The organism is Shewanella sp. SM71 (assembly GCF_025653905.1).
GTDB lineage: Bacteria > Pseudomonadota > Gammaproteobacteria > Enterobacterales > Shewanellaceae > Shewanella > Shewanella oncorhynchi.
Window position 1 is genome coordinate 112,191 of sequence record NZ_JAKKRW010000004.1, and the last position, 18,874, is coordinate 131,064.

General features: G+C 46.1%; 14 protein-coding genes. 7 read left to right on the top strand and 7 right to left on the bottom strand.

Annotated elements, in window-relative coordinates:
- Window positions 1-53: 53 nt before the first annotated feature.
- The 4 genes from L5L97_RS05425 (at window position 54) to L5L97_RS05440 (ending at window position 2,695) form a co-directional block, all read left to right on the top strand.
- Complete coding sequence (locus L5L97_RS05425) at window positions 54-734, top strand: response regulator transcription factor (RefSeq protein ID WP_263181359.1); 681 nt, start codon at window positions 54-56, stop codon at window positions 732-734.
- A 225-nt stretch (window positions 735-959) separates the two neighbouring features.
- The gene (locus tag L5L97_RS05430; protein ID WP_105252564.1) at window positions 960-2,087 is read left to right on the top strand and encodes a M14-type cytosolic carboxypeptidase; all 1,128 of its coding nucleotides are present in this window, start codon (window positions 960-962) and stop codon (window positions 2,085-2,087) included.
- A 12-nt stretch (window positions 2,088-2,099) separates the two neighbouring features.
- Window positions 2,100-2,417 (top strand): hypothetical protein, encoded by a 318-nt coding sequence (locus L5L97_RS05435; protein ID WP_028759858.1) that lies wholly within the window; start codon window positions 2,100-2,102, stop codon window positions 2,415-2,417.
- On the top strand, window positions 2,414-2,695 hold the full coding sequence (locus L5L97_RS05440; protein ID WP_113940384.1) for a YeaC family protein: 282 nt from the start codon (window positions 2,414-2,416) through the stop codon (window positions 2,693-2,695). Before L5L97_RS05435 ends, L5L97_RS05440 begins: the two co-directional genes overlap by 4 nt.
- Window positions 2,696-3,000: 305 nt before the next feature.
- On the opposite strand, the gene ansA is transcribed toward L5L97_RS05440, so the two are convergent.
- Window positions 3,001-4,014 carry an asparaginase gene (gene ansA, locus L5L97_RS05445; RefSeq protein WP_006086774.1) on the bottom strand — a complete coding sequence of 338 codons (1,014 nt, stop codon included), beginning with the start codon at window positions 4,012-4,014 and terminating at the stop codon, window positions 3,001-3,003.
- 138 nt (window positions 4,015-4,152) lie between these two features.
- A complete protein-coding gene (gene sppA, locus L5L97_RS05450) occupies window positions 4,153-6,000 on the bottom strand; it encodes a signal peptide peptidase SppA (protein ID WP_263181361.1) in 1,848 nt (615 codons plus the stop codon).
- Window positions 6,001-6,165: 165 nt separating this feature from the next.
- Between sppA and L5L97_RS05455 the strand changes: the two genes are divergently transcribed.
- Window positions 6,166-8,184 carry an NADPH-dependent 2,4-dienoyl-CoA reductase gene (locus L5L97_RS05455; protein WP_263181362.1) on the top strand — a complete coding sequence of 673 codons (2,019 nt, stop codon included), beginning with the start codon at window positions 6,166-6,168 and terminating at the stop codon, window positions 8,182-8,184.
- A 288-nt stretch (window positions 8,185-8,472) separates the two neighbouring features.
- On the opposite strand, the gene yfaE is transcribed toward L5L97_RS05455, so the two are convergent.
- The 5 genes from yfaE to ubiG form a co-directional block, all read right to left on the bottom strand.
- Window positions 8,473-8,898, bottom strand: coding sequence for a class I ribonucleotide reductase maintenance protein YfaE (gene yfaE, locus L5L97_RS05460; RefSeq protein WP_263167413.1), 426 nt, complete (start codon window positions 8,896-8,898; stop codon window positions 8,473-8,475).
- Between the two features lie 38 nt (window positions 8,899-8,936).
- A complete protein-coding gene (gene nrdB, locus L5L97_RS05465) occupies window positions 8,937-10,067 on the bottom strand; it encodes a class Ia ribonucleoside-diphosphate reductase subunit beta (protein ID WP_263172069.1) in 1,131 nt (376 codons plus the stop codon).
- A gap of 80 nt (window positions 10,068-10,147) precedes the next feature.
- Window positions 10,148-12,436, bottom strand: a complete 2,289-nt coding sequence (gene nrdA / locus L5L97_RS05470) for a class 1a ribonucleoside-diphosphate reductase subunit alpha (protein WP_263181364.1) — start codon at window positions 12,434-12,436, stop codon at window positions 10,148-10,150.
- Between the two features lie 502 nt (window positions 12,437-12,938).
- Window positions 12,939-13,610 (bottom strand): HAD family hydrolase, encoded by a 672-nt coding sequence (locus L5L97_RS05475; RefSeq protein ID WP_263181366.1) that lies wholly within the window; start codon window positions 13,608-13,610, stop codon window positions 12,939-12,941.
- Between the two features lies 1 nt (window position 13,611).
- Window positions 13,612-14,322, bottom strand: a complete 711-nt coding sequence (gene ubiG / locus L5L97_RS05480) for a bifunctional 2-polyprenyl-6-hydroxyphenol methylase/3-demethylubiquinol 3-O-methyltransferase UbiG (RefSeq protein ID WP_028759866.1) — start codon at window positions 14,320-14,322, stop codon at window positions 13,612-13,614.
- A 385-nt stretch (window positions 14,323-14,707) separates the two neighbouring features.
- On the opposite strand from ubiG, the gene gyrA reads away from it, so the two are divergent.
- Together gyrA and serC are read left to right on the top strand one after the other, a co-directional pair.
- Window positions 14,708-17,458 (top strand): DNA gyrase subunit A, encoded by a 2,751-nt coding sequence (gene gyrA / locus L5L97_RS05485; protein ID WP_028759867.1) that lies wholly within the window; start codon window positions 14,708-14,710, stop codon window positions 17,456-17,458.
- Between the two features lie 135 nt (window positions 17,459-17,593).
- Window positions 17,594-18,685, top strand: a complete 1,092-nt coding sequence (gene serC / locus L5L97_RS05490; RefSeq protein WP_263181368.1) for a 3-phosphoserine/phosphohydroxythreonine transaminase — start codon at window positions 17,594-17,596, stop codon at window positions 18,683-18,685.
- The last annotated feature ends 189 nt before the right edge of the window (window positions 18,686-18,874 follow it).

Here is an 18,874-nt window from a genome sequence, read left to right on the forward strand (position 1 = left end):
TCTCGATTCGCATGGTAATATAAATGATATAGATTCTCGTTTGGGTTTTAAGGATGAGTAAAATACTCTTGGTCGATGATGATCCATTGTTTAGCGTGTGGTTAGCTGATGCCCTATGTACGCAAGGGCATGAGGTTAAGTGTGCGATTAATGGCATAGAGGGTCTGGCATGCATTGAAAGTTTTGCTCCAGACATCATAGTGCTTGATTTAGTGATGCCACAGATGAATGGATTTGAGTTGCTAAAAGCGCGTGAATGTTCAACGCCGGTACTGATGATCTCAGCACGTGATAATGAAGATGATCGCATCACTGGTTATGAATTGGGAGCAGATGATTTTCTGAGTAAGCCGTTTAGCATAAAAGAGATTTTTGTCCGCTTACGAGCTTTAGAGCGGCGTCTCTGTGCCGGTCACTCTCACTCGCCGCAAATGGCGACTGTGGCGGCTAAAGTGATTAACTTCGATGAAATGAGTTATAGGATCACTATTGGCACCCGCTATGTCGATTTGACCCAAACCGAGTTTAAATTATTTAAATATCTTTTTGAAAGAAAAGGCCAAGTCATCACTAAGCAAGAGTTGCAGCGCTCAGTGCTACAGAAAGATTTGGGCCGATTTGACCGTAATCTGGACATGCATATTAGTAACACTCGCCGCAAGTTAGCTAACATCAGTTTGCCGCGTAACTTGATTAATACAGTACGAGGCCAAGGTTATAGTTTTATGGTCTAATATCTTCATTAACTTATAGTGAAAGGCTCATTTTTTGTGGATTTTAGGCGTGTTAACTGGTCAATTAAAGGCCGATTGCAAGTGTCTTGACTGAATTTAATGGCTTTCGTTTTCCCCTTGGGATGTTTTGGTTTATTCTATCGGCCATATAATAAAATGTGCCGTGTGCTATCTGTCGCACGCCATTAAATTGCCCTTAGTTTTAACAACCTATTAGGAATCATTATGCGGATCAGTGCCAACTTTGATGGCGGAAATATCCAAGTCGTCAATCTTGATAATAAAGACGATATTCAACTTGCTATCCGCCCTGATGCGGGTGGTGAGTTTTATCAATGGTTCAATTTTCGATTTGAAGGTGAGGTGGGTAACCATTACACCTTGAATATTATCAATGCGGGAACCGCTTCTTATACCAAGGGATGGGAAGATTATCAGGCGGTGGCCAGTTATGACCGCCAGCATTGGTTCCGTATTCCGACTCAATATCAAGACGGTAAACTGAGCATTAGCATAGAGTTAGATTGCGATGCCATTCAAATCGCTTACTTTGCACCCTACAGCTATGAGCGTCATTTAGATTTACTCAGCGGCGCCCAGTTACACCCAGATGTCAATTTAGAGCATTTAGGCCTGACCTTAGATGGCCGCGATATTACTCTGATGAAAGTAGGGAATGGCGATCCTTCTAAACGCAATATTTGGATCACCGCCAGACAACATCCGGGTGAAACGATGGCTGAATGGTTAGTTGAAGGCCTAGTGAATCGTTTACTCGATAATGACTGTCCCACGGCAAAGGCGCTGCTTGATAAGGCCAATTTTTATATAGTGCCCAACATGAATCCCGATGGCAGTGTCAGAGGCCACCTGCGCACTAACGCGATTGGGATTAATCTTAACCGCGAGTGGCAAACACCGAGTTTAGAAAAAAGCCCTGAGGTATATCACGTCGTCAACAAGATGCAGCAAACGGGTGTTGACCTGTTTTATGATGTGCATGGTGATGAAGGCTTACCTTATGTGTTTCTAGCGGGTTGTGAAGGCGTCCCCGCTTATAATGATAAACTCGCGCAGCTGCAAGCGGACTTTAGTCAAGCATTGACCTTAGCCAGTGCCGATTTTCAAACTCAGTATGGGTATGATAAAGATGAGCCCGGTCAAGCGAATCTGACCGTAGCGTCTAATTGGGTTGCCCAGACCTTCAAGTGTTTATCAAATACCCTTGAGATGCCGTTTAAAGACAATAACAATCTGGCCGATCCTTTTGTGGGTTGGTCGCCAGAACGCAGTATTTATTTAGGTGAAGCATCGCTAATTGCCATGCTCGCCGTTGTTGATAAGTTACGTTAGGGCGAGGCTGATATGGCATTAATTGAATGTCCGGTGTGTCGTAAACGTATGTCGAGCAAAGCGCCTTCATGCCCCCATTGCCAAGCAAAAACCGATGGCGACAATGAGTCCTTATCGCGCATTAGCCATATTCAAAAGTCCAGCAGCTTAATGAATCAGAGTTTCGTTGCTATGACCTTGTTCATTGCTGGTGTGGTGATTTGGTTTTGGGGTGGGGAACCCGCCGAAGGTATGCGTGCGAATATCGCCGGAATATGCTTTGTGTTTGGTTTTGTAGGTTATCTCATTACACGAGTCAGAATCGTGTTACATAAGCGGAAAAGTGTATGACGGATATCAATCAAGTGATCGACCAAATGCCCGTTGAAGTCTATGAAAGGCTTCGCAGTGCTGCAGAGCTGGGTAAGTGGGAGGATGGTACTGTGTTGAGTGAGACTCAGCGTGAATCGACTCTGCAGGTGGTGATGTTGTATCAAGCGCGTAAGCTTGAGCAAACAGAGCATTTCACTATTGCATCTGACGGTAAAATAAATGAGCTGTCTAAGGCCGAGCTGAAAAAGCAATTCCGCGGTGAGCCGATTGCTGGCTTTAAAGCGCAGGATTTATAATTTCTGACTGGCCGCGCAGATCGGCTTGCAAGGTGTGCTTTATTAGGAATTAGGTGTAAGTCTGAGGTTGGCAAGGGGAGCTAGCATTTTATCTTTTGTTAGTGATATCAATGCTAACATTGATTTGATATCAAATAACTTCAATGCAACTCTTGGTCCGCAAAAGTCTTAAAATAAACGCTCATTTAGTGCTGTTAAGTCTGAACTAAAATCTAGTCTGAGTTTAAATCAAAAAAGCCCATCAAATATGGGCTTTTTTTGTTGCTAGCGTTTGAGGGCAACAAACAGATTAGAAGACACTATCTTTAATCTATGCTCAGTTCACCGACTAGATTTTGTAACATGGCCGCTTTTATCTCAGCTGGCTGCAAATTTTTAGATAGCAAATAATGCAGTTTTGCTAAGGCCGCTTCTATGGTCATATCGGCGCCACTGATCACGCCTGCTTTGGCTAATGCATTGCCTGTGGCGTAGCCGCCCATATTCACCTTACCTTGGAAACATTGGGTTAGATTCACCAGCACTATGCCACGTTCATCTGCTTGCCTTAAGGTTTTGAGTAAGGCGGCATCCTGCGGCGCGTTACCCACACCAAATGTTAGCAGTATGAGGGCTTTAACTGGCTGTTGCAGAATGTTCTCAAAAATCTGTGTTGATATCCCAGGATACAAGGTCACCACACCGACAGGTTGTGGGCTGATATGAGCGACTTCTAATGGGGTATCGTTGGCGACCGTGATTTTGCCTGCGCGCAGATTGATTTTGATCCCCGCCTCAAGCAGTAGCGGGAAGTTGGGTGAGGCGAAAGCATCGAAACCGTCGGCGTGGGCCTTAGTCGAGCGATTGCCCCTAAAGAGTTTGTTATTGAAGAATAAACACACTTCCGCAACTGGATAATTCGCCGCTATGTAGAGTGAGTTCAATAAATTAGTTTGGCCGTCTGAGCGCAACTGGGCGAGGGGAATTTGCGAGCCCGTCACTATCACAGGTTTTGATAGGCCTTGCAGCATAAACGACAGTGCCGAAGCCGTGTACGCCATGGTATCTGTGCCGTGAAGGATTACAAAGCCATCGTACTTATCGTAATTGGCTTGTATATCGTCGGCGATCATCTGCCAATCGGTTGGTGCCATATTGGAAGAGTCGATAAGCGGGCAGTATTCGTGGATCACAAATGTCGGCATTTCTTCATGGTAAAACTCAGGCATAGATTGCACGCACTGAGTCAGGAATCCCGCGACGGGGACAAAGCCGTTATCGGTCTTTTGCATACCGATGGTGCCGCCAGTATAGGCAACATAAATGGAGCGTTTAGTCATTCTTGTCGTTTTCTTTAGCTTCAAGTGGCCGAATTATACGATTTTACTGACATAAACCCAATAAAAAAGCCCGGAGATCCGGGCTTTGTCTTTGTCATCATCTTGACGTTGCGAGCAGCAACCTAGACGCTAGCAGATTTAGTTCATCATATTGCAACTATCACAGTAGATGTAGACGTTATTTGGATCATCAAAAGAGGTTAACGTTTTCAAACTGCTAGTCCACTGTTGTAGCATTTGCTCTAACATCGATGACTGACTTAGTGAGGCGGGCAGGTAACTCGATACTGAGGCAAACATCTGCTGCATGAATTTTTGTTCGGGTGTCAGCTCTTGTTCGATGACGCGGGTATCAAATAGCGTCATATCCGCGAGTTTAGCGGCTTTAGCAATCGCCTCATCTAAATCACCCAGTTCATCGACTAAGCCAAGTTCAAGAGCCTTTTTACCGCTCCAAACGCGGCCTTGAGCAATCTTATCGACTTGTTCTATGGTCATCTTACGTTCTTTAGCGACCAGGGAGATAAAGTCCGAATAGCCGCGTTCAATATGACGTTGGATAATCGCTTCAATCTGGGGGGAAAGTGTGCGGGTAACTGATAATCCTGCCCATTCTGAGGTCGATACGCCATCGGTATGCACGCCTATACTGGCCAATGAATCTTCAAAGGTAGTAATCATACCAAAGATCCCAATCGAACCCGTGAGCGTCGTTGGCGTTGCGAAGATATAGTCGGCACTGGCTGAAATCCAGTAACCACCGGATGCGGCTAAACTGCCCATGCTCACAACCACGGGCTTACCTGCTGCTTTAAGTGCCAGTAATTCTTGACGAATTTGCTCAGAGGCAAAGGCGCTACCGCCAGGGCTATCAACACGTAATACTAAGGCTTTAATGTGCTTATCAAAACGTGCCTTACGTAGCAGTTCGGCGGTGCTTTCGCCGCCAATTTGGCCCGCAGGTTGAGTGCCGTTCAAAATTGTGCCACTTGCCACAATAATACCAACACTGTCTTGCTCTACAAAGCTGGGTAATGGTGTCACTAAGGTTAAGTAATCATAAAAACTGACTTGCTTGAAACTGTCACCACTGCTGGCTTTTCCTACGGTTTCTAGCATGGTTTTACGAAAATCTTCTGTGGTCGCTAGGTTATCAACCCATTTCATGTTGATTGCCATTGTGGCTGAATCGCCATTGGCTTTATCGAGCTCTGCCAAATAAGTGGTTGCGTCGGGCACCAGAGAATTCGGTTCGATATTACGATTGCCTGCGACAGTTTGTGTGTAGCTTTGCCATACATCGGCTAACAGTGCACTACTGGCTTCCCGCGCAGCATCTGACATATTGTCACGTATGTAGGGTTCAACTGCAGATTTAAAGGTCCCCACGCGGAAAATATGCGCTTTGACTTTGAGTTTTTCTAAGGCCGATTTGAAATATTGGTTGTACATACTCAGGCCATCAAGCGAGACACCGCCTTGGGGATTGAGGTAAATGGTGTCGGCAAAACTGGCGAGGAAATATTGATTTTGCTCGTAGTAGTTGCCGATGGCGATGACTTTTTTACCGCTCTCTTTAAAGCGATTGAGTGCATTGCCGATAGATTGTAGTTTGCTGATCCCAGCACGTTTAAGATCGACCAGATCGAGCACTAGTACGCTAATACGTTGATCTTGCGCTGCATTGTCAATGACATAAAGCACATCGGCGAGTAGGATTTCACCATCGGCGTTGGCATTTTGGCCTTGTTTGAATGCGGCTTCTAAGGGATCGACTTGTTGTTTCTGATCGACAATAGAGCCAGCTAAATTAAGCACCAGTGCCGAATTATCTTCAACTTGGATATCTTCGCTACTGCCAATGGAGATAATGATCGCGGCTAAGAGTCCAAAAAAGATTAGATTGAGGATGAGTTTACGCGTCCCGTTCAGGGTGTGCCAAATAAACAAACATATTCTCTTGAAAAACGATGGGTTAGCGGACATCTGCCACTCCTTTATAAGTCCAATCTGCCAATGCTAACTGAAAATGGCGCTACAGGCTAAACACAATTGTAAAGGATTTTGACTGATGGCCTCGATCCAACGGTTGAGCTTAGATTTGACACAAGGTATGCTGATTTAAATCACTTGTTTTAAAAGGATGTTTGAATGTCGTTTCCCCATTTATTAGAACCCTTAGATCTGGGATTTACCCAGCTCAAAAACCGTGTGCTTATGGGCTCAATGCACACAGGTTTGGAAGAAGAAAAGGGCGGATTTGAGAAACTGGCAGCGTTCTACAAAGAACGCGCTCTGGGCGGTGTAGGTTTGATTGTGACGGGTGGTATTTCCCCCAATCTTCGTGGTCGCCTTACGCTCCATGCCTGTCAGTTGAGTTTTCCTTGGCAAGTGGGTAAGCATCGCGTTGTCACTCAGGCGGTACATGAGGCCGGCAGTAAGATCTGTATGCAAATTCTGCATGCGGGCCGCTACGGTTACCATCCTTTTTCCCAAGCGCCGAGTAAGATTAAATCCCCCATTACACCCTTTACGCCGTCTGCCATGTCCAGCCGTCAAGTGCGCTCCACCATAAAGGATTACGCCAGTTCAGCCGCTCTCGCTAAGAAAGCGGGCTACGATGGTGTCGAAGTGATGGGCTCTGAAGGATATTTGATTAATCAGTTTGTCAGTGCGCGCACCAACACCCGCACCGATGAATGGGGCGGTGCGTTTGAACAGCGTGCGCAGTTTCCGATAGCCATTGTGAATGCCATCCGTGAAAAAGTCGGTAAAGATTTCATCATTATCTTCCGTTTATCTATGCTCGATCTGGTGGATAACGGCTCGACTTGGGATGAAGTGGTGCAACTGGCGCAGTGGTTAGAGCAAGCTGGTGTATCCATTCTAAATACGGGCATTGGCTGGCATGAAGCGCGTGTGCCAACAATAGCAACCAGTGTGCCCCGTGGCGCCTTTGCGTGGGTGACGGAAAAGCTCAAACAATCTGTCTCTGTTCCCTTAATTGCGACTAACCGCATTAACACCCCTGAGATTGGTGAGCAGATTATCGCCTCTGGTCAAGCTGACATGGTGTCGATGGCGCGGCCTTTCCTCGCCGATCCCGAGTTCGTGAATAAAGCGGCTGCGAATACACCGGAGCTTATCAACACCTGCATTGGCTGTAACCAAGCATGTCTTGACCATACCTTTTCCCTCAAGCGCGCAACTTGCTTAGTGAATCCTCGCGCCTGTTATGAGACTGAAATCAACTTCTTACCCACAGTAAATAAAAAGCGTATTGCGGTGATGGGTGCAGGTCCTGCGGGCATGGCGTTTTCTGTTTATGCCGCCATGCGTGGCCATGACGTTGTCTTGTTTGAAGCGAAATCCGAGGTGGGTGGTCAGTTTAATCTCGCCCGTAAAATCCCAGGGAAAGAAGAGTTTAACGAGACTATTCGTTATTTCATTAACCAAATTAAGCTGCATAAGGTGGAGCTGAGATTAAATACTCGCCTCGATGCCAGTGTGTTGGCGACGGAAAAGTTTGATGAAGTGGTAATCGCCTCAGGCGTTGTGCCGCGTGATTTAGTCTTACCCGGCTTTGATGACCCACGGGTGGTCGATTATCAAAAAGTGCTCTCGGGTGAAGTGACTGTCGGTAATACGGTGGCCTTGATTGGCGCCGGCGGTATAGGGTTCGATATGGCGCACTTTTTGTGTGAGCGCCAGTCGAGCACCTTGAACCCCGATAAATGGCTACAACAGTGGGGCATAGATAAAACTTACCAGCATGCGGGCGGCCTAACTGAACCTCATTCCGACAATACTGATCATCGTAAGGTGTTTTTACTGCAACGTAAAACGTCGAAGATGGGCAAAGGCTTAGGCAAAACAACAGGCTGGATCCACCGTCTTGTGCTTAAGCAACATGATGTGAAGATGAAAACGGGCGTGAGTTACGACAAGTTTGATGATGCAGGACTGCATATTCGCGTGGGTGAAACCGCTGAAGTGCTGGCCGTCGATAATGTCGTTTTGTGTGCTGGACAAGAATCGAATCGCACGTTAGTGGATGAGATGAAAGCAACGGGCCTGCCTGTGCATCTGATTGGTGGCGTAGATGTCGCGGCAGAGCTTGACGCTAAGCGTGCAATCCGCCAAGGCGCTGAACTGGCAATGCGTTTATAGAAAGTCGATAAGCCTTACGTTTTAAGCGTTAAGTATTCAATTTTAGATCCTGAAAGCCTGAACCTGTGTTCAGGCTTTTTTGTTTTAGTTTTTTTGTGTGAATGCATTGAAAATAGAGAGAAGGGAAAATAGTGGGTTTTAAAACGTTTGGTATCTAATGGCGCGGATTGAATAAGGCTGTATTGAAAGGGGTTGTTTGTCTTAAAGTTACTTTTTGTTTTAAAGCGATTTTGGGTTTTAACGCCACATCTTGTTTAAAGCAGCTTATTGAACAATCGAGTTTTGCCGTTATGAGTCTTCAAACACTGCCTGTTTCTGCGTGCGTGTGTCACTTGCTACATTTTGTGTTTGCTTTGGCTTAGCCAAACTGGCTTTATACTGATGAGATTGACACGCATAGGTGACCACAGCTGCACCTTCAGGTGATAGATCCAGCTCTAAATCTTCGGTAGGCACACAGCAGCAGGGCAAACATTCATCATGTTTGAGTTCGGCTAAGGGTTCGTTTAAGTAGCTGACTTTTCCGCTGATGACGCGTGTTTTGCAGGCGCCGCAGAAACCGTTGCGACATTCTGAGAAGATTTTAACTTTTTTAGCTTCGAGCGCTTGCAGCAAAGTGCCTTGTTGCTCGGTAAAGAGCAACACAGGTTGACCTTGAAGGCGCACGATTGGCGCCTTCGCAAACAGGTTTTGTGGCCGTTTTTTTGATGTCACTGTTTTAATGCCATTTTGTAACGTCACTTTTAAGTGTCTTATAGATCGAAGTCGAGGAACTCATCACCATCAACTGCGGAGTCAATTTGGCCGACAAGGTATGAAGAGACTTCAACTTCCTGTGGTGCAACTTGCACTGCATCGCTTTCTAACCAGTTTTTCATCCAAGGTAATGGATTGGTTATTTCTGGGTATGGTTGTGGTAGATTCACCGACTTCATGCGTTGATTAGTAATAAACTCAACGTATTGGCACAGGATCTGTTCATTCAAACCTATCATAGAGCCGTCTTTGAACAGGTATTTGGCCCATTCTTTTTCTTGCTCTGCGGCTTTGAAGAATAAATCGAAAGCTTCCTGTTGGCATTCTGCAGCAATTTCACCCATTTCTGGATCGTCTTTACCGCCTTGCATGATGCTTAAAATATGCTGAGTGCTGTTTAAGTGTAAGGCTTCATCACGGGCGATTAAGCGAATAATTTTCGCGTTACCTTCCATGAGCTTACGTTCAGCAAAGGCAAATGAGCAGGCGAAGCTAACATAGAAACGAATGGCTTCTAGGGCGTTGACTGACATCATGCACAGGTACAAGGCTTTTTTCAGGGTGCGGGTGTTTACTATGACTTCTTTGCCATCGATGACATGGGTTCCTGCACCGAGTAAATGGAATATCTGAGTTAGTTGGATCAAATGATCGTAATAAGCGGCGATATCGGTCGCACGGCTTAAGATTTCTTTGTTCACGACGATATCGTCGAAGATCACTGAAGGATCGTTAACAATATTGCGAATGATGTGGGTGTATGAGCGCGAGTGAATCGTCTCAGAGAAAGACCAAGTCTCAATCCAGGTTTCTAATTCAGGCAGTGACACCAGCGGCAAAAAGGCCACATTGGGCGAGCGGCCTTGAATCGAGTCGAGTAGGGTTTGGTATTTCAGGTTCGAAATAAAGATGTGTTTTTCATGATCAGGCAATGCACCGTAGTCAATCTTATCGCGACTGACGTCTACTTCTTCCGGGCGCCAAAAGAAAGATAACTGCTTTTCTATCAGTTTTTCGAACACTTCATATTTTTGTTGATCGTAACGAGCCACGTTGACCGATTGACCAAAAAACATAGGTTCACGGGTGGCATCGTTGGGTGTTTGACAGAAGGTAGAGTAGGCCATGGTGCTATTTTTCCAATGGATAGGGATCCACTAAATAGGGATCCCTATAAAACCGTTAACGTTAAAGTTAAAGTTAAAGACTAGATTTTACATGCGCCGCCGGCGCAACCGTCATCTTCTTTCTCTAAATTGGTGATGTCATCGTGTGAATCCGACGCACCATCGCGAGTGTTATGGTAGTAAAGCGTTTTAACACCTAACTTGTAAGCATTGAGTAAATCTTTCAGCAGGGTTTGCATGGGTACTTTACGGCCTTCAAAACGTGAAGGATCGTAGTTAGTGTTAGCTGAAATCGCTTGGTCAACGAATTTCTGCATAATACCCACTAGCTGTAAGTAACCGTCGTTGCTTGGCATTTTCCACAGCAATTCATAGCTATCTTTCAGTGTATCGAAATCTGGTACCACTTGTTTTAGCTGACCGTCTTTGCTCGATTTCACGCTGATAAGGCCACGTGGTGGCTCAATACCATTGGTCGCATTGGAGATTTGCGACGAGGTTTCTGATGGCATTAATGCCGACAGCGTTGAGTTACGCAGGCCATATTGCTTGATATCGCTACGCAGTGATTCCCAGTCTAAGTGCAATGGTTCGGTACAAATTTTATCCAAGTCACGTTTGTAGGTATCGATTGGCAAAATACCTTGAGAGTAAGTGGTCTCGTGGAATAACGGACACGCACCTTGCTCTTTGGCTAAGTTCATTGAGGCTTTCAGTAAATAGTACTGAATCGCTTCGAAGGTTCTGTGGGTTAAAGCGTTCGCGCTACCATCAGAATACTTCATGCCGTTTTTCGCTAAATAGTTAGCGAAGTTAATCACGCCTATGCCTAAAGTACGGCGATTCATCGAGGCGATTTGCGCGGCTTTGATAGGGTAATCTTGATAATCCAATAGATTATCCAGTGCGCGTACGGCGAGGTCGGCTAATGGCTCAATATCAGATAACTCTTTGATAGAACCTAAGTTAAGTGCTGACAGCGTACAAAGCGCGATTTCACCTTCAGGATCATCGATGTTGTTCAATGGTTTAGTCGGCAGGGCGATTTCAAGACACAGGTTAGACTGTCTGATCGGCGCGACTTTTGAATCGAACGGGCTGTGAGTGTTGCAGTGATCCACGTTCTGAATGTAGATACGGCCCGTTGAGGCGCGCTCTTGCATCATCAGTGAAAACAGCTCAACGGCTTTTATCGTTTTCTTACGAATGCTGCTGTCTTGCTCATATTGCAGATATAAACGCTCAAACTCATTTTGATCTTCAAAGAAAGCATCGTACAAGCCAGGCACGTCAGATGGGCTAAATAAACTGATGTTTTCGCCTTTGATCAGACGTTGATACATGACTTTGTTCAGCTGCACACCGTAGTCTAAATGACGGATACGGTTGTCTTCGACGCCGCGGTTATTTTTCAATACCAGCAGAGATTCGACTTCTAAGTGCCAAATAGGGTAGAACAGGGTCGCAGCACCGCCACGCACGCCGCCTTGAGAACACGACTTCACTGCGGTTTGGAAATACTTATAGAAAGGTAAACAACCTGTGTGGAAGGCTTCACCACCACGGATTGGGCTACCTAAGGCACGAATACGACCGGCGTTAATACCGATACCCGCACGTTGGCTGACGTATTTCACGATAGACGAAGCGGTCGCGTTGATAGAATCTAAGCTGTCACCACATTCGATCAGTACGCAAGAGCTAAACTGACGCGTTGGGGTGCGCACACCGGCCATAATTGGCGTTGGCAGCGACAGTTTAAAAGTTGATACCGCGTCATAGAAATCTTTAACGTATTTCAGGCGCGTCTCTTTTGGATAACGGGCAAACAAGCAAGCCGCGACCAAAATGTAAAGGAACTGCGCGCTCTCATAGATTTCGTGGGTCACACGGTTTTGAACTAAATATTTGCCTTCAAGCTGTTTTACCGCAGCGTAGGAAAAATCCATATCGCGCCAATGGTCGATATAGGTATCCATCACATCCAGCTCTTCGCGGGTGTAATCTCTTAAAATGTGTTGATCGTATTTACCTAGCTCAACCAACTTAGTCACGTGAGCATACAATGCGGGCGGCTCAAACTGACCGAAGGCCTTCTTACGCAAATGAAACACTGCTAAACGGGCAGCGAGGAACTGATAGTCCGGTGATTCTGGAGAAATTAAATCCGCCGCAGCCTTGATAATGGTTTCATGGATAGCTTCGGTTGGGATGCCATCGAAAAACTGTAGGTGCGAACGAAGTTCAACTTCCGAAACAGAAACGTTTTTTAATCCCTTGGCTGCCCAAGTAATTACGCGGTGTATTTTTTCGAGATCGATATTCTCACGATCGCCACAGCGTTTTGTGACTGTCATAGTGCTATTCATTTGGAGATAGGCCTTGGTTCTTATATGTATTTAGGTGAGCAAAATCACCGTACGTATCCTTGTAAAACAATCAATAATCGTCCCTTAAATACAGCTGACTGGTTACAAACGAGTCAATTAAGCGGCGAGCTTCTAGTGTGTCTGATTGTTACCTATACACAAGATATGGTGTTTTAAATTATATGGGATACAAGATAGTGAGGTTTGCCCCTATTTGCAAGTCTGAATTCAGGGGACATCTTGTGGATAACGTGAGGATAAAATTTTGCGTTAGTAACGACTAACCTTGAAGCTCAATTTCAGGTTAGCGTGTCACACTCATGGGGGATTTTTAGGCGATCTTTTCTTTAGATCGCGATCGCTCACGAGTGCCGATCTTTTATCCGCCTGACTTTTTCCGTGGGTCATAAATAGTATGCTGACACACTGATGTTCGTCAGTGAAGTTACGTATTGGATGCCTTATTCGTGAGCATTGTAGGCGCTGTTTTTGGTTGATGTTGTTAAGTCAATGCTTCGATTAGTGCTTGATGTAGCTCAGTTGGGTTCGCAAAATGCGCGTGCGCAGGCCATTGCAACGGCTTATCGTTCACGCCCAGATAACCCCATAGGGCCACGCCGCCTAACATGCCAGCAGCCTTGGCCGCGAGCAAATCTCGCTCGGCATCCCCAAGATACAAAATGTGTTCTGGAGCACAGTTCAGCTGTTGTCCGCCTAACAGCATAGGTGCAGTGTGGGGTTTTGGGTGTTTTGTAGAATCGCCACTAATGATAACGGGCATACGCAAGTGTAAATTCAGTTTTCGCAATAAGGGACGGGTAAAGCGCGCAGGCTTGTTGGTGATCACCCCAAACGGCAGCTGAGTTAACTCGAGCCAGTCGAGTAATGCCGCTATGCCTGTGAATAGCGCACAGTGATCGCCATTTATACGCTGATAGTGGGCGAGCAGCCCTTGCTGTACTTGAGACCGAAGATCTTCTGCCGCATCAGGGATCGCGGCATCGACTAAGGCAAAACTGCCGTGGGATGCGGCGTAGCGCATGGCCGCTAACGGCTGCGCGGCGATGCCGACGTCTTGAAGACTTAAATTGAGGGCATGCACCAGATCCGGCGCGGTATCGGCTAAGGTGCCGTCGAGATCGAACAGTACGCCTTTGATCTGTGCCAGACTCATATTAATCAACCTTACGCGTTGCTATCATGTAATTCACATCAACCTTAGGCGTGTACTTAAAAATGCCCGTCAATGGGTTGTAGCTTACCCCTAAGGCATCGGTACAGATAAGATCGGTATTATCTACTAGCTCAATCAGCTCCGAAGGCTTAATGAATTTTTTATGCTCGTGGGTGCCAACTGGCAGCATTTTTAGCAAATATTCCGCGCCTAAAATGGTGTGCACGTAGGATTTAATGTTGCGGTTGATGGTGGAGAAAAACACATGACCACCGGGTTTGACCATGTCACAGCATGCTTTAATCACAGATTGTGGATCGGGTACATGTTCGAGCATTTCCATGCAGGTCACCACATCGTAATAGGCTTGATGATCTTGGCTGTGGGCCTCGGCAGTATTTTTTACATAATTAATGCTCACGCCCGTTTCGAGGGCATGTAGGCGGGCGACTTCTAAGGGCTCATCACCCATATCTAAGCCATCAACCTCGGCGCCGATGCGGGCCATGCTTTCAGACAAAATGCCGCCACCACAGCCGACATCGAGCACTTTCTTGCCGAAAATACCGCCAGCGGTTTGATCGATATAGTTTAAGCGCAGCGGGTTTAATAGATGCAGCGGCTTAAATTCGCCGTTGAGATCCCACCAAGTTTCGGCCATACGTTCAAACTTTGCGATTTCCTGTGGGTCTACATTGGTATTCTGATGCATGCTATTACCTGAAGAAGCTGTATTGTGCGGCTATTATAACGACTATGTTTGATAAACAAAGTGCTCGACTGAGCTAAGCCCTTGTGGTTGAGTGAATTTTCAGCAGTTATCTGCTTTTATGTTAATTGTTGTGCTCCGTATCGACCTTTTACTTTATCCCTTTGACGATTTTTCCTCATCGTAAGCCGTGAATTTCAACGCTTGTTTATCGCACAAACGACCAAATTGACAGTGTTTTCATCTATTAAGCCACCAGACTCTCAATTCGATAATGATAGGTCTGGCGACATTAAATAACTGTGTTAGAATGCCAAATCACGTTTTTGGGCTAGGCAATGATACGGATTATACGTTGTCGGCTATTTTTCAGGGGAACGAGCAGTTTATGACTGATCTGGCATCATCTATTTCGCCAATTAATATCGAAGACGAACTAAAGAATTCGTACCTTGATTACGCCATGAGCGTTATCGTGGGACGTGCATTACCAGACGTGCGCGACGGCTTAAAGCCGGTTCATCGCCGCGTTCTGTTTGCCATGAGTGAATTGAAGAACGATTGGAACAAGCCTTACAAAAAATCTGCCCGTGTGGTTGGTGACGTCATCGGTAAATATCACCCCCATGGTGATTCTGCTGTTTATGACACTATCGTCCGTATGGCCCAGCCATTCTCACTGCGTTACACCTTAGTAGACGGCCAAGGTAACTTCGGTTCGGTCGACGGTGACTCAGCGGCGGCAATGCGTTATACCGAAATCCGTATGGATAAGTTAGCGCACCAATTACTGGCCGATCTTGAAAAAGAGACAGTGGATTTCGTCCCTAACTACGACGGCACAGAACAGATCCCAGCAGTATTACCTACACGCGTACCTAACCTGTTAATTAACGGTTCATCGGGTATTGCCGTGGGTATGGCAACCAACATCCCACCACACAACCTAACGGAAGTAGTGAAAGGCTGTTTGGCATTGATTGAAGAACCTTCACTGTCGATTGAACAGTTGATGGAATACATTCCTGGTCCGGATTTCCCCACTGCAGCGATTATCAATGGCCGTAAAGGCATTATTGATGCCTATAAAACTGGCCGTGGCCGCGCGATCATGCGTGCTCTGGCAGATGTGGAAACCGAAGATAATGGCCGTGAGCGCATTATCGTCACTGAAATCCCGTATCAGGTGAACAAAGCCCGTTTAATCGAGAAGATTGCCGAGCTGGTTAAAGATAAAAAGCTTGAAGGGATCAGCGGTCTACGCGACGAGTCTGATAAAGACGGTATGCGTATCGTTATCGAAATTAAGCGCGGTGAAGTGGGCGAGGTTGTACTAAATAACCTTTATGCTCAAACGCAAATGCAGTGTTCTTTCGGGATTAACATGGTGGCCCTGACCAATGGTCAGCCTAAACTGTTTAATCTTAAAGAAATGCTCGAATGCTTTATTCTGCATCGCCGTGAAGTGGTGACGCGTCGTACCGTATTTGAACTGCGTAAAGCCCGTGAGCGTGCCCATATTTTGGAAGCGCTGGCGGTTGCACTGGCTAACATTGACCCGATTATTGCACTGATCAAAGCCTCACCCACGCCTGCGGATGCCAAAGTGAAATTGGTTGAGCAAGGTTGGGAATTAGGCCACGTTCAAGGCATGCTGGAAAAAGCGGGCGATGACGCCGCGCGTCCAGAGTGGTTAGAGCCACAATACGGTATTCGTGACGGTCAATATTTCCTGACTGAGCAACAAGCTCAGGCCATTCTGGAACTGCGTTTACACCGTTTGACCGGTCTTGAGCACGATAAGATCATCGCCGAATACGAAGAACTGCTCGAATTTATCGCGGGTCTGCTGTTTATTCTGCGCAGTCCTGAGCGTTTGATGGAAGTGATCAAGGAAGAATTAGTTCAAATTCTTGAAGAATATGGTGATGCGCGCCGTACAGTGATCAATGCCAACGAAGTCGATATGAGTCTTGAAGACTTGATCAACGAAGAAGACGTTGTAGTAACACTGTCGCACTTAGGTTATGCCAAGTATCAACCGTTGACCGATTACCAAGCCCAGCGCCGTGGTGGTAAAGGTAAAGCGGCCACCAAAGTGAAAGACGAAGATTTCGTTGAGAAGCTGTTAGTTGCCAATACCCATGACACCATTTTGTGCTTCTCTGATTTTGGTAAGATGTACTGGCTCAAAGTGTATCAATTGCCATTAGCGAGCCGTACGGCCCGTGGTCGTCCAATTGTTAACTTGCTGCCGTTATCTGATGGCGAGCGCATTACTGCGATTCTGCCAGTACGTGAATACGCTGCGGACAAGTACATCATCATGGCGACCTCTCACGGTACTGTGAAGAAAACCGCACTAACTGCTTATAGCAACCCACGTGCAAACGGCATTATCGCCGTTAACCTCAAAGACGGTGACCAACTGATCGGTGTCGATATCACTAACGGTGATGACGAAATCATGTTGTTCTCGAACGAAGGTAAAGTAGTTCGCTTTGGTGAGAAAGTACGTGATTCTGAAACAGGCGAAGTGAAAACCGATCCTGAAACCGGCGAAGAAGTCTTGTCCTTACGTCCTATGGGCCGTACTGCAACAGGCGTTCGTGGTATTCGTTTAGAAGAAGGTCAGAAAGTCGTGTCGCTTATCGTACCCAAAGGCGATGGCGCGATTCTGACTGTGACTGAAAACGGTTACGGTAAACGGACGCAACTGTCTGAATACCCAGCGAAGAGCCGTGCGACTAAAGGTGTGGTTTCTATCAAGGTGAGCGAACGTAACGGCGCAGTTGTTGGGGCTGTTCAAGTCGGTCTTAACGACGAACTGATGCTCATCAGTGATAAAGGTACCTTAGTACGTACACCTGCGAGCGGCGTGTCTATCATTGGCCGTAACACTCAAGGTGTAACGATTATCCGCACTGCGGGCGACGAGAAAGTGGTCGGCCTACAACGTATCGACGAAATCCAAACTGAAGAAGATGAAGTCGAGCTGGATGAAAACGGTTTACCGATTGTTCCTGTCATTATCGAAGGCGAATTAGCCGACGAGGCGCTTGAAGAAGCGCTGGATGACGAAGAAGAGTTGGACGAAGATGAAGACGAGCTTGCTGATGATGAGCAAGACGAAGAGTAATTAAGTGTCATATTAACGAGCGTCCAATTGGACGCTCGTTTTTTTAATGGCATTGATGTTGATAGCATTGTTCGTTTTAGAATGGTTTCGTATTTATCAATACCTACATCATGGTTGGGATTAAGGAGAGTGTCAGTGAGCGCGATTTATAATTTCTGTGCTGGACCTGCAATGTTACCCGCAGCGGTAATGAAAAAAGCACAACAGGAATTACTTGATTGGAATGGCCAAGGCGTTTCCGTGATGGAAATCAGCCACCGAAGTAAAGAGTTCATCGCGCTTACACAACAAGCCGAGTCCGATTTACGTGAACTGATGCAGATCCCCACAAATTACCATGTGCTATTTATGCACGGCGGTGGTCGTGGACAGTTCTCCGCTGTTGTGAATAATTTTCTCGGCGAACAGGGTAAAGCCCTGTATTTAGTCAGTGGCCAATGGTCATCAGCCGCGTTAGCAGAAGCGCAGAAACTGGCCGGTGAAGCACAAATTGATAGTCTGAATATTGTTGAAAAACACAATGGACTCAATGCCGTTGTCTTACCTGATTTACATAAAATCGATGCCGATTATCGCTATGTTCACTACTGTCCTAATGAGACAGTAGATGGTATCGAAATTTTTGACGAATTAGACTCACCTTGGCCGATTGTTGCCGATTTATCATCAACAATCATGTCCCGTGAAATCGACGTCAGCCGCTACGGCTTGATTTACGCCGGTGCGCAAAAGAACATAGGTCCATCGGGTCTATCGATAGTGATAGTGCGCGATGACATGTTAAAACTGCCGAGTTTACCGCAGTCGTCCATCATGGACTATCGTTTAGCCGTTGAGCATGATTCTATGTTCAACACACCGCCAACCTTTGCTTGGTATCTCGCCGCTGAAGTCTTTGCTTGGCTTAAGTCCATTGGCGGCATTGCGAGTATTGCAAAAATTAATCAACAAAAAGCGCAGATGTTATATCAATGCATTGATGGTAATGCTTTCTACCGTAATGGGGTTGTTGCAGCGAACCGCTCACAAATGAACGTGACTTTCCAATTAGTCAACGAAGCGCTCGATAGTGAGTTCCTAAAGCAAGCCCAAATAGCTGGACTCGTTGCCTTAAAGGGCCATCGTATCGTAGGTGGTATGCGTGCTAGCCTCTATAATGCAATGCCACTCGATGGCGTAGTTGCCTTGGTCAAGTTTATGAATGAGTTTGCAAACAAACATAGCTAGGCTTAGCTGTATTGAGTTACTCATTAGCTTGCGACGCTTAGCGTTTAGGCTTTTCTGCCTGAATATCAACGTTATGCTTATTGAATGTTGATCATCAGTTAGCCATCCCAAAAGCGAATGCTCAAATGCATTCGCTTTTTTGTTAGCTTTAATTTATCGACAATGGCGTTAAGCAAGATGACGTTGAGA